Below are 17923 nucleotides of genomic sequence, written 5' to 3'. Positions count from 1 at the left end.
CTTATGTTTATTATCGGCTATTTTCCCATTCTATTAATAAAAGGAGGCAGGAGAGTTATTTATGCTTTTTCTGCAAAGACTTATAGTACTGCCCTTTTTCGGCGTATTCCCTGCTTATACGTTCCATATCTTTAATATCTTCTGGTGTCAGCTCGCGGATCACTTTTGCTGGCCTGCCGAATGCAAGTGTATTGGGAGGAATTTTCTTTCCCTGTGGAACAAGGCTCCCAGCTCCAATGAATGCTCCCTCTCCGATTTCAGCCTGATCTAATACAATCGAGCCCATCCCTATTAAAGCCCTTTTGCGGATAATGCAGCTATGAAGGATTACCTGATGGCCAACTGTTACTTCATCTTCCAATATCAGCGGGTTATTCGGGCTCTGATGCAGGACGGAATTGTCCTGGATATTGACTTTTTTGCCGATGATTGTTGGTGCTACATCTCCGCGTATAACGGAGTTGAACCAAACACTGGAATTCTCGCCAATTTCAACATCACCGGTAATGGTAGTAAAATCTGCAATAAATGCGGATTCAGCAATCTTAGGTTCTTTATCTTTATATGGATAGATCATGTGAAACACTCCTATATGCAGTTTGATTATTTTGATTTTATCATAAGAGGCATGATAAACGATATTTTGGCAAAAAGAATTCCATTTTGACAAAGGTTGATTCATGAACAATTTTAGCATCTAGGCTATAATATATTTACATAAGACAGTACGTAAAAAGGCTGGGAGGATTGACTATGTGGAAATGGGAAACTGAAGGAGATGCAAAGGGCGTTATTGTCATGGTGCATGGGGCAATGGAGCATCACCGCCGCTATGGCTGGCTGATTGAAATGTGGCGCTTGGCAGGTTTCCATGTCATAATGGGAGATCTTCCTGGCCAGGGGATGACTTCAAGATCCAGAAGAGGCCATATTGATTCCTTTGATGAATATATACTTGAAGTTCAGGATTGGGTACAGGCAGCCTATGAATTTGAATTGCCGGTATTTCTTTTAGGGCACAGCATGGGCGGACTGATTGCCATTCGTCTGCTGCAGGAGGAAAGAATGAATCTCGCTGGAGTGATTTTGTCATCTCCATGCTTAGGCTTGGTTCAACAGCCTTCGAAATTTCTGAACTTTTTATCGCTTGGACTCAATTCTGTGATGCCAGGCCTGAAAATGGATGCCGGTTTATCCGTGGACATGGCAACAAGGAATCAGGATGTCCTTGATGCTGATTTAAATGACTCATTGTATGTGACAAAAGTGTCGGTCAGATGGTACAGGGAACTTGTTTCTGCTATAAAGCTTGCCTTTGAAAATCTTGATAAAATCCAGGATGTGCCCCTCCTCGTATTGCAGGGCGGCGATGATAAGATCGTGAATAAAACAACTGTCAGAGAATGGTTTAACCTTGCGCCTTTCTCAGAGAAAAGGTTCAAAGAATGGCCTAAGTGCTACCACGAAGTCTTTAATGAACCTGAACGTGAAGAAGTCTTTGAATACGCGAAGGATTTCGTAAGCAGCCAATTAAAAGCGCTTGGTTATGTGGTTTAAGGACGGGGTTTTAATTATGGAGGGTGCAGGCTTAACATAAGAAACTGCTCACCTATCCCCTAAGCAAAAGGAGGTTTGTCATGTCATGAGTGTCCCTTCCATGCCAATTAGCTTAATGTCACATGTTTACAGGAAGGTTCTTCCTGCGGTCCATAAGGAACTTGCATATTGGAGAAGCAGGGCGGAAGCAATTCCTGATCCGGAGTTAAGAAAGCAGGCTCTTGCCAGCATTGATCATAAAACATTTCACTGTGAAGGCGGAGCAATTATGTCTTTAATGGCCAAGGAGAAATATGGACAAGCGATTAAGTTTATCATCGCATATCAGACAATCAGTGATTATTTGGACAATCTCTGCGACCGGAGCACCTCGCTTGATCCCCGGGATTTTGCGGCACTGCACGAGTCAATGGAGGATGCCCTCGATACGGGTGCAGCAGAGAAAAATTATTATCGGCTGAGAAAAGAACAGGATGATGGAAACTACCTTGCAGATTTAGCAGCAGCCTGCAGGGAAGTGCTGTACAGTCTGGAGAATTATACTCATATAAAAAGCCATCTGCTTGAATTATGCCGTTACTATTGTGATCTGCAAATACATAAGCATGTTGTGGTGGAAGAACGAGTTCCCCGTCTGCAGAACTGGTTTGACCAATATCGGTCTGATATTCCTGAGATGGAATGGTATGAGTTCTCTGCCTGCTCAGGATCGACTTTAGGAATTTTCTGCCTTGTTTCCTACGCACTGAGAGATGATTTTGAAGCTGAGCATGCAGTAAATATACGAAATGGATATTTTCCATACATCCAGGGTCTCCATATTCTTCTTGATTATCTGATTGACCAGGAAGAGGACAAAGCCGGTGGTGACTTGAATTTTTGCTTTTACTATGAGAATGAAGAAAAACTGTTTTCGAGATTGAAGCATTTTGTTGCCGAGGCAGATAAGCATACTGAAAAGCTGCCTCATAAACATTTCCATAAACTGATTAATCGCGGCTTGCTAGGGGTCTATCTATCCGATGAGAAGGTCCGGAAGCAGCGGAATGTCAGAAGATTAGCCAAAAGCATGATAAGAACAGGCGGAGTGGTAAGCTATTTCTTTTATGTAAACGGCAGGGCTTACCGGACTTTGCAGAAAATAATGCCTGCTGGCTTTTCAGGAGCAATTGAAAAATAATAAAAAGCCTGCATTTTTCGCAGGCTTTTACCGTTTTTCAATTGCTACAATAAACGGCGGGTTATTTTTTTGATTAATAAACTGATACTGCAATACATGGACGAGGCTTTGATCCAGCTGCCTTACATATCTGAGCAGATAATCACGCTCAACAGCTCCCTCAATATGGCCGTGATAAATCACTAAAAGAATAATCCCTTCCGGAGCCATCAGTTCCAAAAGCTGATCGATGGCAGAAATGGTTGTCTGCGGACGGGTGACAATATCTTTATCACCGCCAGGCAGGTAACCTAAATTAAAAATGGCTGCAGTTATTTTTCCATGATGGACAGGCGGCACATTCTCTAGAATGAATTCATGTCCTGTATGGAAAAGGGTAGCCCTGTCTGACAGGTCATGATCAGCCAGGCGTGTTTTTGTATTCTGGACAGCCTCTTCCTGAATATCGAATCCGTAAACTCTTCCATTATGTCCAACCAGATCCGCCAGAAATACTGTATCATGACCGTTGCCCAAAGTGGCATCTATAACGATATCTCCAGGTGATACTGCTTTCTCAAGCAGCTGTCTAGCATAAGGTAAGATTCTTTCAAGCTTCATGACAATGCCTCCATTTGGCTTGGTTTATAAAATTTGCCTTGCCAGCTGTTTCTGCGCTTTAATTCCGCATCAATGCTATTAAGCACTTCCCACTTATTCACGCTCCACATTGGCCCGATCATCAAGTCGATTGGCCCATCTCCTGTTATGCGGTGAACAATCATTTCCGGAGGTAAAATCTCCAGCTGGTCACATACTAAGTTTACATACTCATCAAGAGACAGAAACTCAAGCATGCCCTTTTCAAATTGTTTAACCAGTGGGGTTCCTTTTAATAAATGAAGGAGATGGATTTTAATCCCCTGCACATCCAGCTTCGCAACTTCCCGTGCGGTTTCCATCATCATGTCCGGTGTTTCAAGCGGAAGGCCATTAATGATATGGGAACAGATGCGGATGCCATGTTTGCGGAGCTTGTTTACTCCCTCCGCATAGCATGGATAATCATGTGCGCGGTTAATTAAAAGGGCAGTCCGTTCATGCACAGTCTGTAAGCCCAATTCAACCCAGAGGTATGTCCGCTGATTAAGCTCTGCCAGATATTCGACTACATCTTCAGGCAGACAGTCAGGGCGGGTCGCAATAGACAGTCCGACAACTCCGTCCTGCTCAAGCACTCTCTCATACATATCACGAAGCACTTCCACAGGGGCATGAGTATTCGTAAAGGCCTGAAAATAAGCCATGTATTTTCCGTCTTTCCATTTATGATGCATTTTTGTTTTTATAGCATTAAATTGTGTTTCCAAATCATCAGTACGGTTCCCGGCAAAGTCTCCCGAACCGGCTGCACTGCAGAATGTGCATCCTCCATGCGCGACCGTGCCATCACGGTTGGGGCAATCAAAGCCGCCATCGAGTGCCACCTTGAATACTTTATGGCCAAATTCATTACGCAAATGATAGTTCCATGTATGGTACCGTTTATTATCGGATGCATATGGAAAAGGATTTACTTTATCCACAATTATCCCTCCTTTTTCAAAGAGTAATCTATAAGGTGAAAATGAATATGAAGGATTTCATAAAATTAATCTTATCATGACCCCAAACCTTATCCAAGGGGAATTGGCAGGAAATAGAGTGGTAAGGATTACGGAAAAATGAACAAACTAACTAATGAAGCATGCAAGCTTCTAGACCCATTCTTTAAGGAGGGGAACAGATAATGGCTACCCGTGAATCGATGGATACACTCCTGCAGCAGTGTGAGGATGCAATCCGTTTTGCCCAGGAGCAGTTTGAATCAGGCAGGACGCAGGAGCATTACAATGATAACGAATACTCCAATGCACTTCAATCTTTAGAAGCTGCTTATAATGATATAACCCAGATGGCGCACAGCGCCAACTCACAGCAGCGGGAACAGCTTCACCGGATGAGGCTCCAGCTGCAGCAGCTCCAAAATCAGATGATAATACTTCCTCATTAAGGAGTGGTCCACAGATGGTAAAAAAGCGCTCAAAACAAAACAATCCGGAACAAAAGACCCGCAATGGCGCCAATAGCCAGGACGTTGAATTTGGCCGGGATTTTGATGTGGTTAAGCAGTCGAAAAAGAACTATGAGAAGTCAGGCGGCCAGCCAGTTAAATCAAAATTTCACCCTGAGCCGGAACAATCATCATAAGAAATGCGGAAGCGCCTTGCTCACCCCCGCTACCTCGAGGGAGCAGGCGCTGGAGCTAGACAGCTATCTACATTAAAATTTAATTTTTTTATTAATATGGAAAGCCCCGATTACTCAAAATCGGGGCTTTATTTTTTGTGCCGATTAACGAACTTTTCTCAATAGGTGCATTCTTTAAAAATCCACATTCAGCCCAAGTTTAAAAGAAGAAGTATTCTGTCTATTAAAATCGAATGAAAACCTGTTGCAAGGACAGGAAAAACCAACTAAAATTATTTTGGATTTCGAAATAGTGCCGGATGGCAATATGCCTGCTGACATAAAAAATATGAAAAAAAGGGGCGTAATTTTATGCCGCGGACCTTATGGCTTTTAATTATTGGGATGGCAGTGAATGTAACCGGATCTTCTTTTTTGTGGCCTCTTAATACTATCTACATTCATGACCACTTAGGCAAATCGTTATCGGTAGCCGGCCTGGTTCTGATGGTGAACGCAGCTGCCAGCGTAGCAGGAAATTTAATTGGGGGAAGCCTATATGATAAAATAGGCGGCTATCGTTCGATTCTTCTTGGAATTGCCATCACGGTAATGGCACTCCTCGGTTTGACCTTTTGGCATGACTGGCCTGCATACGTGGTGTTCCTGACCTTTGTCGGATTTGGATCTGGAATTGTTTTTCCTTCTATGTTTGCGATGGCGGGTTCTGTTTGGAAAGAAGGCGGCCGCAAAGCCTTCAATGCCATTTATGTAGCCCAGAATGCCGGTGTGGCCATTGGTGCTGCTCTCGGCGGCCTTGTGGCGTCGTACTCTTTTCAGTTGATTTTCCTGGCCAATACTGTCATGTATATCGTTTTTTTACTTATCGCTGTTTTTGGATACAGGGGAATAAATACTGTTTCGGGCCAGCAGACCTCCATCCTTCAGGAAAATCGCATGGTTAAAAATCATACCAAGCTTTACGCGCTGCTCATATTATGTGCAGGCTATTTATTGTGCTGGGTCGGATATGTGCAATGGCAATCGACTATCGCTGCTTACACACAGGAATTGAATATTTCTTTAAAGCAATACAGCCTGCTGTGGACTATCAATGGAGCTCTGATAGTATTGGGCCAGCCTTTTATCAGTGCTTTGCTAAAATGGTTTAAAACACTTAAGGTTCAGATGGTCGCCGGCATGGTCATATTTATAGGGTCGTTTGCTGCTGCAGCCAGTGCAGAACAGTTCTCAGCCTTTATTACTGCCATGGTTATTCTGACGATTGGTGAAATGCTTATATGGCCAGCAGTTCCGACCATTGCCAACCAGCTTGCTCCTAAAGGGCGGGAAGGTTTTTACCAGGGAATCGTAAACAGCACTGCAACAGGCGGACGGATGATTGGGCCATTATTGGGGGGGGTTCTGGTTGACCTTTACGGAATTTCCATGCTGTTTGCGGTATTAATGGTTCTATTTGTTTTTGCCATTCTGACAACTCTTGTTTATGACCGGAAATTGAAGGCGTCTAAAGAACTGGCGCATGTATCATAAGAAAGAAACCTGCAGTTTTATGCTGCAGGTTTTTTCAATTTCATTCTTAACCGGCGCCTTCGAAGTAATTTTCTTTTTGTTTAGCAGCAAATACAACTTCATTGAAGAAGCTTTTCAAAATCAGCCATCTTGCTGGATAAGAATTGATGAAGTCTTCGAGAACCTCTTCTGAATAAAGAAGCAGGATATCCAAATCAGGCTTTTTTTGCTTCAAATCATACAAAAGGGCATGCGGAATGGTGTAATAGTCATTCAGCTGCCATTGATTTAGTTTTACTGTAAAAATATTATAGTCCTCAATATAGGTTTCCAGCGCCTGTTTTTGAGCTTGAGCGCATTCCTGCTTTGATTTGTTTCCAGATTGCCAGTGCGGATTAATTAGATAGATGCCTTTCAGCTGAAACACCTCCCCTGTCTGCTGATTACTAATGTTATGGGCAGTAAAAGCAATAAGAATACCCATTGAAGTGAATTTGTTTTCAGAAAAATATGATAAAATAGTGATCATAATAGTAGATTTTCCTAAATGAGGGGATTCAAATGAAAAGTGCTTTATTCGATTTGCCTGTGGAAATTGTTGAAACCATTGTTGAGAACGCCTTTGGATGGCTGGTAGTTGTGAATAAAGAAGGAACGATCATTTACATCAATAAAAACTATTGTGACTTTCTGGAAGTGGAGAGGGAACAGGTTCTGGGAAAGCATGTGTCCGGGGTTATTGAAAACTCACGAATGCATATAGTGGCTGAATCAGGCAAGGAAGAAATTGCAGACCTGCAATATATAAGAGGCAACTATATGATAGCAAACCGCATTCCTATTTTTTCTGGTGGCGAAGTAATTGGCGCTTTCGGGACAGTCTTTTTTAGGGATACAAAAGAATGGATGCAGATGAACAGCCATGTAAAGAGCATGCTGACAAAAATCCAGAGCTATATCCAGGAAATTGATCCCAGTGTAAAATACAGCCTTGATGATATACTGGGAAACTCGAGCCAGATTCATAGCCTTAAAGAAAAGGTGAAAATGGTGGCAGCCAGTGATATTTCCGTTTTAATCCGCGGAGAAAGCGGGACTGGAAAAGAACTATTTGCCCATAGCATTCATCAGCTCAGCAACAGGAGCCATCAGCCGTTTGTAAAAATTAACTGCGGAGCCATACCTGAACATCTGCTTGAGTCTGAACTGTTTGGCTATGAAGAAGGAGCTTTTACAGGTGCGAAAAAAGGAGGCAAAAAGGGGAAATTCCAGCTTGCTGATGGAGGGACCTTATTTTTGGATGAAATCGGAGATATGCCGCTAAATATGCAGGTTAAGTTATTGCGTGCCCTGCAGGAAGGCGAGATTGAAAGCGTGGGTTCGACTTCTTCGGTTAAAGTAGATGTCCGGATTATTGCTGCAACTAACAGACCGCTCGAAAAAATGATGGAAGAAAAGCGCTTTAGGGAGGATTTATTCTATCGGATTAATGTGGTGCCGTTTATGGTACCATCTTTGCGCGACAGGATGGAAGATTTATCACTCTTAATCGATAGCTTTATCAAAAAAATAACGAAAAAATCGGGAAAGAGAATAAGTGCAATTGAAGATGAGGTAATAGAAAAGTTTCATCAATATAGCTGGCCCGGCAATATTAGAGAGCTTGAAAATGTAATAGAGGCATCCATTCATTTAACAAACAATGAAAGTATCACTACAGAATCATTGCCGGATTATATGAAAGAATCAGCCGTTTATCCCGTTGGAAAAAAGAACTTGAAGGATATTCTGGAAGAAACAGAAAAGCGGATATTGACACAAAGTTTGACCAAATATAACCATGACCGAATAGAAGCTGCAAAGGCTCTGGGAATCAGTAAATCTTCTATGTATGAAAAGCTAAAGAAATATGGAATTGAATAAATACAAACAGTCCAGAAATCCGGAATACGTTCCGGATTTCTGGACTGTTTGCATTCTAGTAATTTTGTGTACTTTCAGCCCTACTCTTAGACCGAATTATCAGAAAACTAGTCTATTATATAAATGGACTTGTTCCCTGTGTATTCCAGAATTCTGGAATAATGTTTCATTTATTGTTCACCATTCCCTTTACATACAAGCAGGCTCATGTTGGCACGCCTCTTGCATTATAATTTCTCAGCAAGTTATTTATCTGTTTTTTTGCAAACGTTTTCAAAGAAGGGGGATGACAAGGTTTTTCTTATTTTTAAAACAAAGGGGGAAATGAAATGCTAAGTATGATTGGATTAATAGGCGGGCTTGCCCTGCTGATTTACCTGACTATGCGGGGAATGAACCTGCTGGTTGTCGGGCCGTTATCTGCCTTGTTTGTAGCTCTTTTTAGCGGCATGCCATTGTTTCCGCAGCTTGCAGGTGAAGGAGAGGCCAATTTGGTCGGGAACTATATGTCCGGCTTTTCAGGGTTTGTTACATCATGGTACCTAATGTTCCTATTGGGTGCAATTTTTGGGAAGGTAATGGAAGACAGCGGTGCGGCCGACAGTGTATCCAAAATGGTAGTGGATAAGTTAGGAATGAAATATGCCGTTCTTGCCATTGTCGCTTCCTGTGCCATATTAACATATGGCGGTGTCAGTTTATTCGTTGTTGCGTTCTCTGTATATCCAATGGCATTAAGTTTATTTAAACAGGCAAACCTGCCAAGAAGGTTCATCCCTGCAGCACTTGCCTTTGGATCTGTAACCTTTACGATGACTTCTGCGGGTTCACCTGAAATTCAAAACTGGATTCCGATTGAATTTCTTGGAACGACTCCATATGCAGGCTGGGAAGTCAGCTTAATTGTCGCTGTGTTCATGATGATTTTTGGCTACTGGTGGCTGAAACGAATGATCACAAAGGCTGTAAACAAAGGAGAAACCTTTGAATCCCGCAAGCAGGATCCTGTGACTGAAAATAAAGAATTACCGCACCCTTTTATGGGGGTTCTCCCATTGGCTGTCGTTTTAATTATCTCATTCGTATTCCATGACTCTCTTGCACAATCTGCACTTATTCTTGCATTACTGGGCGGAGTTATTGCCACATATCTATTGAACAGAAAGTATTTCACAAATTTCTGGAATGCTGTGTCTGATGGAACATTAGGTGCATTGATTGCTATAGGGAATACGGCTGCTGTTGTCGGATTTGGCGGCGTGGCAAAGGCGGTGCCTGCATTTGCCACAGCAGTAGATTGGATGACAAGCATTCCTGGAAGCCCGCTGATAGGCGGTGCCATAGCAGTAAGTGTTATAGCCGGCATGACCGGTTCAGCTTCAGGCGGGCAGGCCATCGCATTGCCTATTCTGGCCCCGCATTATATGGACATGGGCGTCAATGCAGAAGCCCTGCACAGAACGGTTGCCATTTCATCTGGTGCCCTGGACTCTTTGCCGCATAATGGCTATGTCGTTACCACTGTAAGGGCAATCTGCGGGGAATCTCACCAGGCTGCATATGGAGCGGTAGCGGCTGTTACAGTAATCGTTCCGCTGATTGGTTTAGCACTTGCGATTGTATTATTCTCACTCGGACTAGGAATCTAAATTTCGGCAGGGGCTCATAAAATAGAGCCCCGGCTTTGTTTTTGAAAGGAGCTTATTCATGGTACAAAACAAAGTAGTTTTTATAACTGGTGCAGCGCAGGGAATTGGCTATGAAATTGGCAAGAGATTTGCCGAGCACGGCTCGAAAATTGTTTTGACAGATATTCAGGAAGATGCCGTGAAAAAAGCTGCGGAAAATTTGCAGGATGAAGGTTTTGAAGCGCTTGGGCTAAAGTGTGATGTGACCTCAGAGTCTGATATACAAGCGGCCATCAATGAAACCGTCAGCCAATTTGGTTCTTTGGATGTGCTCATTAACAATGCAGGGCTGCAGCATGTTTCCTTTATTGAAGATTTTCCTACTGAGAAATTCGAGTTTCTGATCAAAGTGATGCTGACTGCACCGTTCATGGCCATTAAACATGTCATGCCCGTCATGAAACAACAAAAGTCCGGCCGTATCCTGAACATGGCATCCATTAACGGTCTTGTTGGATTTGCAGGGAAAGCGGCATATAACAGTGCCAAGCATGGTGTTATAGGCCTTACTAAAGTTGCAGCATTGGAGGCTGCTGAAGATGGCATCACGGTTAATGCCATTTGCCCGGGCTATGTAGATACACCACTCGTAAGAAATCAGCTGAATGATCTTGCTAAAACAAGAAATGTACCTATTGAAAAAGCGCTGGAAGAAGTTATTTATCCCTTAGTGCCGCAAAAGAGGCTGCTGACGGTAGAAGAGATTGCAGATTATGCTATTTTTTTGGCTTGTGACGGAGCTAAAGGAATTACTGGCCAGGCGGCAGTTATTGATGGAGGATATACTGTTCAGTAGTTACTGGCACATTTTCGAAAAGCATTGCATATTCTAGATATTAAATTCCTGTCAGGATAAGCCTACTTGCATCCTGGCGGGAAATTTATTACAATAGTCATATTCTTATACTAAAATGCTTAGATAAGGAGCAGTAGTGGTGCAGCAGCCCGTTTTAGAGAGTTGACGGAAGGTGCAAGTCAGCCGGGCACATCATGAACTCGCCTTTGAGCAGCAAGTGTGAAGTACCAGTAATGCTTGCCGTTTTCCGCGTTAAGGATGAATGAAGCGAGTGACATGTTCACTAATGTGGGTGGTACCGCGGGAGATTTATACATAATCCTCTCGTCCCTTTTTTGGGATGAGAGGTTTTTTATTTTTTTAGGCTGTCTCGTAAAGTTTGTTGCTTACAGACTAAGTTTAACTATCTGAGTTGATTGCAGCGGAAATCAACGGGCATTATTCATAAGCCAAACAATGTTTTATAAGAAGAGAGCCTGATTTTATTTTCATTAATAGGAGGAAACAAAAATGAGTTTCAATCATCAGGAGATTGAAAAAAAGTGGCAAGGCTACTGGGAAGAAAATAAAACTTTCAAAACAACTGAAGATAAAGGCAAGCGCAAATTTTATGCACTTGATATGTTCCCTTACCCTTCAGGCGCAGGACTTCATGTCGGGCACCCGGAAGGATATACGGCAACAGACATCCTTTCCCGCATGAAGCGCATGCAGGGCTATAATGTCCTTCACCCAATGGGCTGGGATGCATTTGGTTTGCCTGCCGAGCAATACGCCCTTGATACAGGAAACGATCCTGCTGAATTCACAGAACAGAATATCAACACCTTCCGCCGCCAGATAAAGGCGTTAGGCTTTTCATATGACTGGGATCGTGAAGTAAACACAACAGACCCTGAATACTATAAATGGACTCAGTGGATATTCTTAAAGCTTTATGAAAAAGGGCTTGCATATATCGATGAAGTAGCTGTTAACTGGTGTCCCGCACTTGGAACAGTGCTTGCTAATGAAGAGGTCATTGACGGAAAAAGTGAACGCGGAGGCCATCCGGTAGAACGACGTCCAATGAGACAGTGGATGCTTAAAATTACAGCTTATGCGGATCGCCTGCTTGAAGATCTTGATTTACTGGATTGGCCAGAGAGCCTAAAGGATATGCAGCGAAACTGGATCGGCCGTTCGGAAGGAGCAGAAGTAACATTCAATATTGAAGGCCATGATGGCACGTTCACTGTTTTCACAACACGCCCTGACACATTATATGGTGCAACATATGCTGTTCTTGCTCCGGAACATGCGCTTGTTGATAAAATCACAACAGAAGGGCAGAGCGAGGCAGTTCAGGCTTACATTGACAAAGTAAAGAGCAAGAGCGACCTAGAGCGGACAGATCTTGCTAAAGAAAAAACAGGTGTCTTCACTGGTGCTTATGCGATTAACCCTGCCAATGGCGAAAAAATGCCAATCTGGATTGCAGATTATGTATTAGTCAGCTATGGAACTGGGGCCATCATGGCGGTTCCAGCTCATGACGAGCGGGACTATGAGTTCGCCAAGCAATTTGATCTTCCTATTATAGAAGTTGTTGCCGGCGGAGATGTTGAAAAAGAAGCATACACTGGCGACGGCGAGCATGTGAACTCAGGTTTCCTTAATGGTTTAAACAAAGAGGAAGCAATTGAGAAAATGATCACATGGCTTGAAGAAAAAGGCATTGGCACTAAGAAGATTACTTATCGTCTTCGTGACTGGCTATTCAGCCGCCAGCGCTATTGGGGCGAACCGATTCCAGTAATCCACTGGGAAGATGGCACAATGACTGCCGTGCCTGAAGATCAGCTGCCATTAGTGCTTCCAAAAACTACGGAAATCAAACCATCCGGCACTGGAGAGTCACCATTAGCCAACATTGATGAGTGGGTTAATGTTGTGGATCCTGAAACAGGCAAAAAAGGCCGCAGGGAAACAAACACAATGCCGCAATGGGCAGGCAGCTGCTGGTACTATCTTCGCTATATTGATCCGAAAAACAGTGAAGCTCTTGCAGACCCTGAGAAATTGAAAGAATGGCTTCCAGTTGATATTTATATCGGAGGAGCTGAACATGCGGTCCTTCATCTTCTATATGCCCGCTTCTGGCACAAGGTCCTTTACGATGTGGGAGTTGTCCATACGAAGGAACCTTTCCAAAAGCTATTTAACCAAGGTATGATTCTTGGGGAAAATAATGAGAAAATGAGTAAATCAAAAGGCAATGTCGTTAATCCGGATGAAATTGTTGAAAGCCACGGTGCTGATACTCTTCGTCTATACGAAATGTTCATGGGTCCGCTTGAAGCTTCCATCGCATGGTCTACAAATGGATTGGATGGTTCAAGAAGATTCCTTGATCGCATCTGGCGATTGTTTGTGGAAGAGACTGGTGAATTAAGCCCGGGAATTCAGGACATTGAAGAAGGCAGCAGCCTTGAAAAGGTTTACCACCAAACGGTGAAAAAAGTAACTGAGGATTACGAAGGGCTGCGTTTCAACACGGCTATTTCTCAAATGATGGTATTCATCAATGAAGCATATAAAGCAGATGTGCTTCCAAAGATCTTTGCAGAAGGCTTTGTTAAAATGCTTTCACCAATTGCTCCTCACATGTCCGAAGAGCTTTGGTCAAAATTAGGGCATGGTGAATCTATTGCTTATGAAGCCTGGCCTGCATTTGATGAAGCCAAAATGACAGATGATGAAGTTGAAATTGTTATCCAGATCAACGGCAAAGTTAAAGCAAAGCTTATGGTTCCTGCCGATGCCAAAAAAGACCTATTGGAGCAAATCGCAATGGGCGATGACAAAGTAAAAGAACAAATTGACGGAAAAACTGTCCGTAAAGTCATCGCGGTACCAGGTAAACTTGTAAATATCGTTGCAAATTAAGTTAGATCAGATGAAACCACCTCTATTAGATCAGGGGTGGTTTTTGTAGTTGTGTTATAGAAACTTCCCATTTATATTTTTTGTGCCATATAGGGTATTATAGGAGTGGCAGCATTATTAAATGCTAAGTGCTATTTATAAAGCTTTCCAGAAAGGGTGTTAGGATTGGACCGTATTGAAGAGATTACAACAGAAGAATTACAGAAAAAGCTTGAAGCTGGGGAGAAGCTTGAGCTTGTAGATGTGAGGGAAGATGAAGAGGTTGCATCCGGCATGATTCCAGGCGCGAGACATATCCGTATGGGCACGGTACCCGAGAATCTTGATAAATTTGATAAAGATACGGAGTACATTATTATTTGCCGTTCTGGCAATCGCAGCGGAAACGTATGCCACTATTTGCAGGACCAGGGATATAAAGTCCGCAATATGACAGGGGGCATGCTGAACTGGCAGGGGGAAACAAAATAGAATAGAGCGGAGCCGCAGAAGGCTTCGTTTTTTTTTATGTGTTTGTTTTAAAAATTCAGATAATTGACAAGACTGATAAAAAACTATGAAAGGAAGTTTCCTGTGATAAAGGTAAAGTTATTTGATCATGAACATGAAAAAGACCTGGAAAAGGATATGAATCATTTTCTGGAAAAGATTGAGGAAAAAAAGCTGCTGGATATAAAATATAATGTTGCGGCAGTGCAAGAGGATGAAGACGAACAAATTTATTGTTTCTCTGCCATGGTTATATATAGAGCCTGATTCTGAGGAGCATCAGGCTCTATCTTTATTTATAAGATTCTAGCTGAAACTGCTGCGTTTATTCCGGCTAACCTGCCTGTTACAAGTGCGGATGTAATATTATACCCGCCTGTGTAGCCATGGATGTCCAGGATTTCTCCGCAGAAGAAAAGTCCTTCCATCAATTTTGAAGCCATTGTTTGCGGTTCAATTTCTTTGACGGAAACCCCTCCGCCGGTAACAAAGGCTTTATCTAGAGGCAACGTCCCATTTACTTTAAATTGAAAAGATTTGCAGGCTTTAACAAAACTTCTGATCTTTTCGTTTGAAATCGCAGCTCCCTGTGAGGATGGATCCATTCCGTTCTGCTCAAAAAGAAACAAAAGATATCTTTCGGGAAGCATCCCTTTTAAGAGATTTTTAATACTTTTCTTTGGATCTTCTTTAATCTTTTTGGACACTTCCTGAAAAAGAGGCTCTTCCTTTGTATCCGGGATAGCGTCCAAATTCATGACTACTTCTTTTAAATTCCACTTCTTCATCGCTTTCACCGCATATTGGCTGCAGCGCAAAACGGCCGGGCCGCTAATGCCAAAATGGGTAAAAATCATATCCATCCGATGAGTTATGAGCGCTTTTCCTTTAGGGTTTAAAACACTAAGTGCCACACTCCGGAGCGACAGTCCCTGCAGCATTTTTTCTTTAATAAATTTCTCAGAAGATGTCAGCGGAACTTCGGTTGGGAAAAGCTCTGTAATCGTATGGCCTGCTTTTTCCGCCCATGCATAGCCGTCACCGGTTGAGCCGGTATGAGGGACTGATTTTCCTCCGACGGCTATCACAACTGAGTCTGCTTCATAAACATCGCCTGTTTTTAATTTTACCGCTTTCACCCTGCCATTTTCATAGCGAACATCCTGAATGGGGCTGTCCGTTTTGATATTGACGTTCAGCTCTTTCAGCCTTGAAATCAGGGCATCAACAACAGATTGTGCTTTGTCGGTAACGGGAAACATCCGCCCGTGATCTTCCTCTTTCAGCTTAATTCCCAAATTCTCAAAGAATCGGATAATATCTTCATTGCTGAAAATGGAGAATGCGCTGTACAAAAACCGGCCATTTCCAGGAATATGCTTAATGATTTCATCCACTGGCAGCCTGTTTGTGACATTGCACCGGCCTCCTCCGGAAATGGCAAGCTTTCTTCCAAGCTTGTTTCCTTTGTCAATCAGCAGGACCTTTGCCTTCTGTTCAGCAGCACCAATTGCTGCCATCAATCCCGATGGCCCCCCGCCTATAACTATTACATTATATTTCATGTTTTCACCAACTTATCTTATTAGCTAAAAAAGCAATAGCTCCATTATAAATCAAATATCCTATTTCTAAAAATAATGCCCCATTATGCGGTATTGCAAGTGGAATTTCTTCAGTAAGAAGAGTACACTACAAATAGTGTGTCTAAAAAGATAGAAAAATGACGAACTTAGCTTGGGCATTCATATACTGTTATAGTTTGCATGCTGCAGTTTTTTAAATAAGAAAGAACGATTTGAAAGTCGATAACTGTCTAGCTCCACAAGGAACGCTTCGACAGCTTTATCATCGCACGACTAAAAGCGCTAGCTTTTAGGAGGAGCGCCTACCCCCTCGAGGTGTCGGGGGTGGTCAAGGCGCTTCCGCATTTCATAAAGGAAGGGATTATATGTCATCTAAGCTCTTAAAGGGAACCTTCATCCTTACGCTTGGCACAATTATCTCGAAGGTTCTTGGTTTGTTTTATGTTATTCCTTTTTACCAAATTGTCGGGAAGGAAGGGACAGCCCTTTATTCCTTTTCGTATACACCTTATACAATCTTTATTAGTGTTGCAACAGCTGGGGTTCCGCTTGCTGTTTCAAAATTTATCTCTAAATATAATGCAATAGAGGAATATGCGGTCGGAAGAAAGCTGTTCAAATCAGGTTTGGCAGTCATGACGGCAAGCGGAATCATTTCATTCCTGATACTCTTCTTCCTTGCACCGGCGGTTGCCGAAATGACGCTGGCAGGGAAAGACGTTGAGGTTAGTGTTGAAGATGTTACAACTGTAATCAGAGCTGTATCATTTGCCCTGATTATAATTCCGTTCATGAGTTTGATAAGGGGGTTCTTTCAGGGACATCAGTCGATGGGTCCTACTGCTGTTTCACAGGTTGTGGAGCAGATTGTCCGCATCCTGTTTGTTCTAGCAGGTGCTTATGTTGTTTTAAATGTTATGGAGGGATCGCTGACCACAGCGATCAGTGTCGCCACCTTTGCTGCCTTTATTGGCGGCCTCGGAAGCCTCGGGGTATTATTCTGGTATTGGTATAAACGCAAGCCGCATTTGGATAAAATGCTTGAGGAAGATAAAGGGACCGTTGACATTTCCTTAAAGGAAATTTATAAAGAAATCATTCTTTATGCAGCACCGTTTGTATTTGTTGGTCTCGCGAATCCTCTCTTTCAGTTTATCGATCAGATTACATTTACCAGGGCGATGGATGCCATCGGTGAATCGAAAAATGCAGTAGCAGCCTTTTCTGTCCTGAACTTTGAGACGCATAAGCTGGTCATCATTCCCGTCTCGCTTGCCACAGCTTTCTCGCTGACGCTTGTGCCAAGTGTGACGAAAGCATTTATGGAAGAAGACAGGTCAGATTTAAACCGCCAGCTTAACCAGACTTTCCAGGTGCTTCTCTTTCTGACTCTTCCTGCCGTGGCAGGATTGTCCCTGCTTGCCGAGCCGGTTTTCACCCTGTTTTATGAACATAAAGATCTTGGTACTGAAGTGTTAAGAACTTATGCGCCAGTGGCGATTCTCTTTGCTTATTATTCGGTAACTGCAGCCATTCTGCAGGGAATCAATGAACAGCGTTTTACAATCTTAAGTTTGCTGACTGGCCTGCTTGTAAAGCTGTCACTGAATATTCCGCTCATAAAACTGTTCGAAACACAGGGAGCAGTATTTGCAACCGCTCTTGGCTATATCGCAGCTATTTTAATTAACCTTTTCGTAATTAAAACATTTGCAAAATATCCTTTCAAGCTTGTCTTAAGAAGAGGAATATTGATTGTATTATTTACTGCATGCATGTACATTGCTGCAGGCGTGGTTTATAAAATCACAACTGCCTTCTTATCGCCGGCATCCAATTTCCAGGCTATCATCATTGTCATTACCTGCGCAGCAGCAGGAGCGGGAGTCTATTTTTACCTAAGCTTCAGAACAAAATTAATCTATCTTCTGTTCGGATCAAGAGTCGATAGAATGCTTAAGAAATTAAGATTGAAGTCATAAAAATAGAAGGTCTCCTTGATGGGGGCCTTTTTAAAGCGGAGGTATGTTAAAGC

At 42.8% G+C, this 17923-nt stretch carries 17 protein-coding genes and 1 other annotated feature; of the genes, 12 read left to right on the top strand and 5 right to left on the bottom strand.

The window, feature by feature from the left end:
• Positions 1 to 55: 55 nt before the first annotated feature.
• Positions 56 to 577 (bottom strand): gamma carbonic anhydrase family protein, encoded by a 522-nt coding sequence (locus ACEQ1T_RS00225; protein ID WP_206839218.1) that lies wholly within the window; start codon positions 575 to 577, stop codon positions 56 to 58.
• A gap of 176 nt (positions 578 to 753) precedes the next feature.
• Here ACEQ1T_RS00225 and ACEQ1T_RS00220 point away from each other — a divergent pair, with 176 nt between their 5' ends.
• A complete protein-coding gene (locus ACEQ1T_RS00220; RefSeq protein WP_370221389.1) occupies positions 754 to 1557 on the top strand; it encodes a lysophospholipase in 804 nt (267 codons plus the stop codon).
• A gap of 85 nt (positions 1558 to 1642) precedes the next feature.
• Positions 1643 to 2737 (top strand): tetraprenyl-beta-curcumene synthase family protein, encoded by a 1095-nt coding sequence (locus ACEQ1T_RS00215; protein WP_370221387.1) that lies wholly within the window; start codon positions 1643 to 1645, stop codon positions 2735 to 2737.
• A 27-nt stretch (positions 2738 to 2764) separates the two neighbouring features.
• Here the strand turns inward: ACEQ1T_RS00215 and ACEQ1T_RS00210 are convergent, their stop codons facing one another.
• Positions 2765 to 3337 carry a class I SAM-dependent methyltransferase gene (locus ACEQ1T_RS00210; RefSeq protein ID WP_019383011.1) on the bottom strand — a complete coding sequence of 191 codons (573 nt, stop codon included), beginning with the start codon at positions 3335 to 3337 and terminating at the stop codon, positions 2765 to 2767.
• The gene (locus ACEQ1T_RS00205) at positions 3334 to 4302 is read right to left on the bottom strand and encodes a TIGR01212 family radical SAM protein (protein ID WP_370221385.1); all 969 of its coding nucleotides are present in this window, start codon (positions 4300 to 4302) and stop codon (positions 3334 to 3336) included. The genes ACEQ1T_RS00210 and ACEQ1T_RS00205 overlap by 4 nt, the downstream gene beginning before the upstream one ends.
• A gap of 203 nt (positions 4303 to 4505) precedes the next feature.
• Here ACEQ1T_RS00205 and ACEQ1T_RS00200 point away from each other — a divergent pair, with 203 nt between their 5' ends.
• From ACEQ1T_RS00200 to ACEQ1T_RS00190, 3 genes are all read left to right on the top strand, one after another.
• On the top strand, positions 4506 to 4769 hold the full coding sequence (locus tag ACEQ1T_RS00200; protein WP_009333375.1) for a YtzC family protein: 264 nt from the start codon (positions 4506 to 4508) through the stop codon (positions 4767 to 4769).
• A 14-nt stretch (positions 4770 to 4783) separates the two neighbouring features.
• Positions 4784 to 4966 carry a glycogen biosynthesis protein GlgD gene (locus ACEQ1T_RS00195; RefSeq protein WP_206839210.1) on the top strand — a complete coding sequence of 61 codons (183 nt, stop codon included), beginning with the start codon at positions 4784 to 4786 and terminating at the stop codon, positions 4964 to 4966.
• A gap of 351 nt (positions 4967 to 5317) precedes the next feature.
• Positions 5318 to 6499 (top strand): MDR family MFS transporter, encoded by a 1182-nt coding sequence (locus ACEQ1T_RS00190; RefSeq protein ID WP_370221383.1) that lies wholly within the window; start codon positions 5318 to 5320, stop codon positions 6497 to 6499.
• A gap of 46 nt (positions 6500 to 6545) precedes the next feature.
• Here the strand turns inward: ACEQ1T_RS00190 and ACEQ1T_RS00185 are convergent, their stop codons facing one another.
• Positions 6546 to 7007, bottom strand: a complete 462-nt coding sequence (locus tag ACEQ1T_RS00185; protein ID WP_370221381.1) for a hypothetical protein — start codon at positions 7005 to 7007, stop codon at positions 6546 to 6548.
• Positions 7008 to 7039: 32 nt separating this feature from the next.
• On the opposite strand from ACEQ1T_RS00185, the gene ACEQ1T_RS00180 reads away from it, so the two are divergent.
• The 6 genes from ACEQ1T_RS00180 (at position 7040) to ACEQ1T_RS00155 (ending at position 14569) form a co-directional block, all read left to right on the top strand.
• A complete protein-coding gene (locus ACEQ1T_RS00180; protein WP_206839208.1) occupies positions 7040 to 8401 on the top strand; it encodes a sigma-54-dependent Fis family transcriptional regulator in 1362 nt (453 codons plus the stop codon).
• 329 nt (positions 8402 to 8730) lie between these two features.
• A complete protein-coding gene (locus ACEQ1T_RS00175; RefSeq protein ID WP_009333370.1) occupies positions 8731 to 10050 on the top strand; it encodes a GntP family permease in 1320 nt (439 codons plus the stop codon).
• 58 nt (positions 10051 to 10108) lie between these two features.
• Positions 10109 to 10885, top strand: coding sequence for a 3-hydroxybutyrate dehydrogenase (locus ACEQ1T_RS00170; RefSeq protein ID WP_370221380.1), 777 nt, complete (start codon positions 10109 to 10111; stop codon positions 10883 to 10885).
• A gap of 111 nt (positions 10886 to 10996) precedes the next feature.
• Positions 10997 to 11220: a binding site (T-box leader), on the top strand.
• 175 nt (positions 11221 to 11395) lie between these two features.
• A complete protein-coding gene (gene leuS / locus ACEQ1T_RS00165) occupies positions 11396 to 13813 on the top strand; it encodes a leucine--tRNA ligase (protein WP_370221379.1) in 2418 nt (805 codons plus the stop codon).
• A 165-nt stretch (positions 13814 to 13978) separates the two neighbouring features.
• Positions 13979 to 14284, top strand: coding sequence for a rhodanese-like domain-containing protein (locus tag ACEQ1T_RS00160; protein WP_370221377.1), 306 nt, complete (start codon positions 13979 to 13981; stop codon positions 14282 to 14284).
• Between the two features lie 102 nt (positions 14285 to 14386).
• A complete protein-coding gene (locus ACEQ1T_RS00155; protein WP_009333366.1) occupies positions 14387 to 14569 on the top strand; it encodes a sporulation protein Cse60 in 183 nt (60 codons plus the stop codon).
• 29 nt (positions 14570 to 14598) lie between these two features.
• Here the strand turns inward: ACEQ1T_RS00155 and ACEQ1T_RS00150 are convergent, their stop codons facing one another.
• Complete coding sequence (locus ACEQ1T_RS00150) at positions 14599 to 15867, bottom strand: NAD(P)/FAD-dependent oxidoreductase (protein WP_370221376.1); 1269 nt, start codon at positions 15865 to 15867, stop codon at positions 14599 to 14601.
• 386 nt (positions 15868 to 16253) lie between these two features.
• Here ACEQ1T_RS00150 and ACEQ1T_RS00145 point away from each other — a divergent pair, with 386 nt between their 5' ends.
• A complete protein-coding gene (locus ACEQ1T_RS00145) occupies positions 16254 to 17870 on the top strand; it encodes an oligosaccharide flippase family protein (protein WP_370221375.1) in 1617 nt (538 codons plus the stop codon).
• Positions 17871 to 17923: the final 53 nt, after the last annotated feature.

This window comes from Cytobacillus sp. (assembly GCF_964223445.1).
Taxonomy (GTDB): domain Bacteria; phylum Bacillota; class Bacilli; order Bacillales; family Cytobacillaceae; genus Cytobacillus.
Note: the sequence above shows the minus strand (reverse complement) of the source record. Positions and strands in the feature narration are given on the sequence as shown.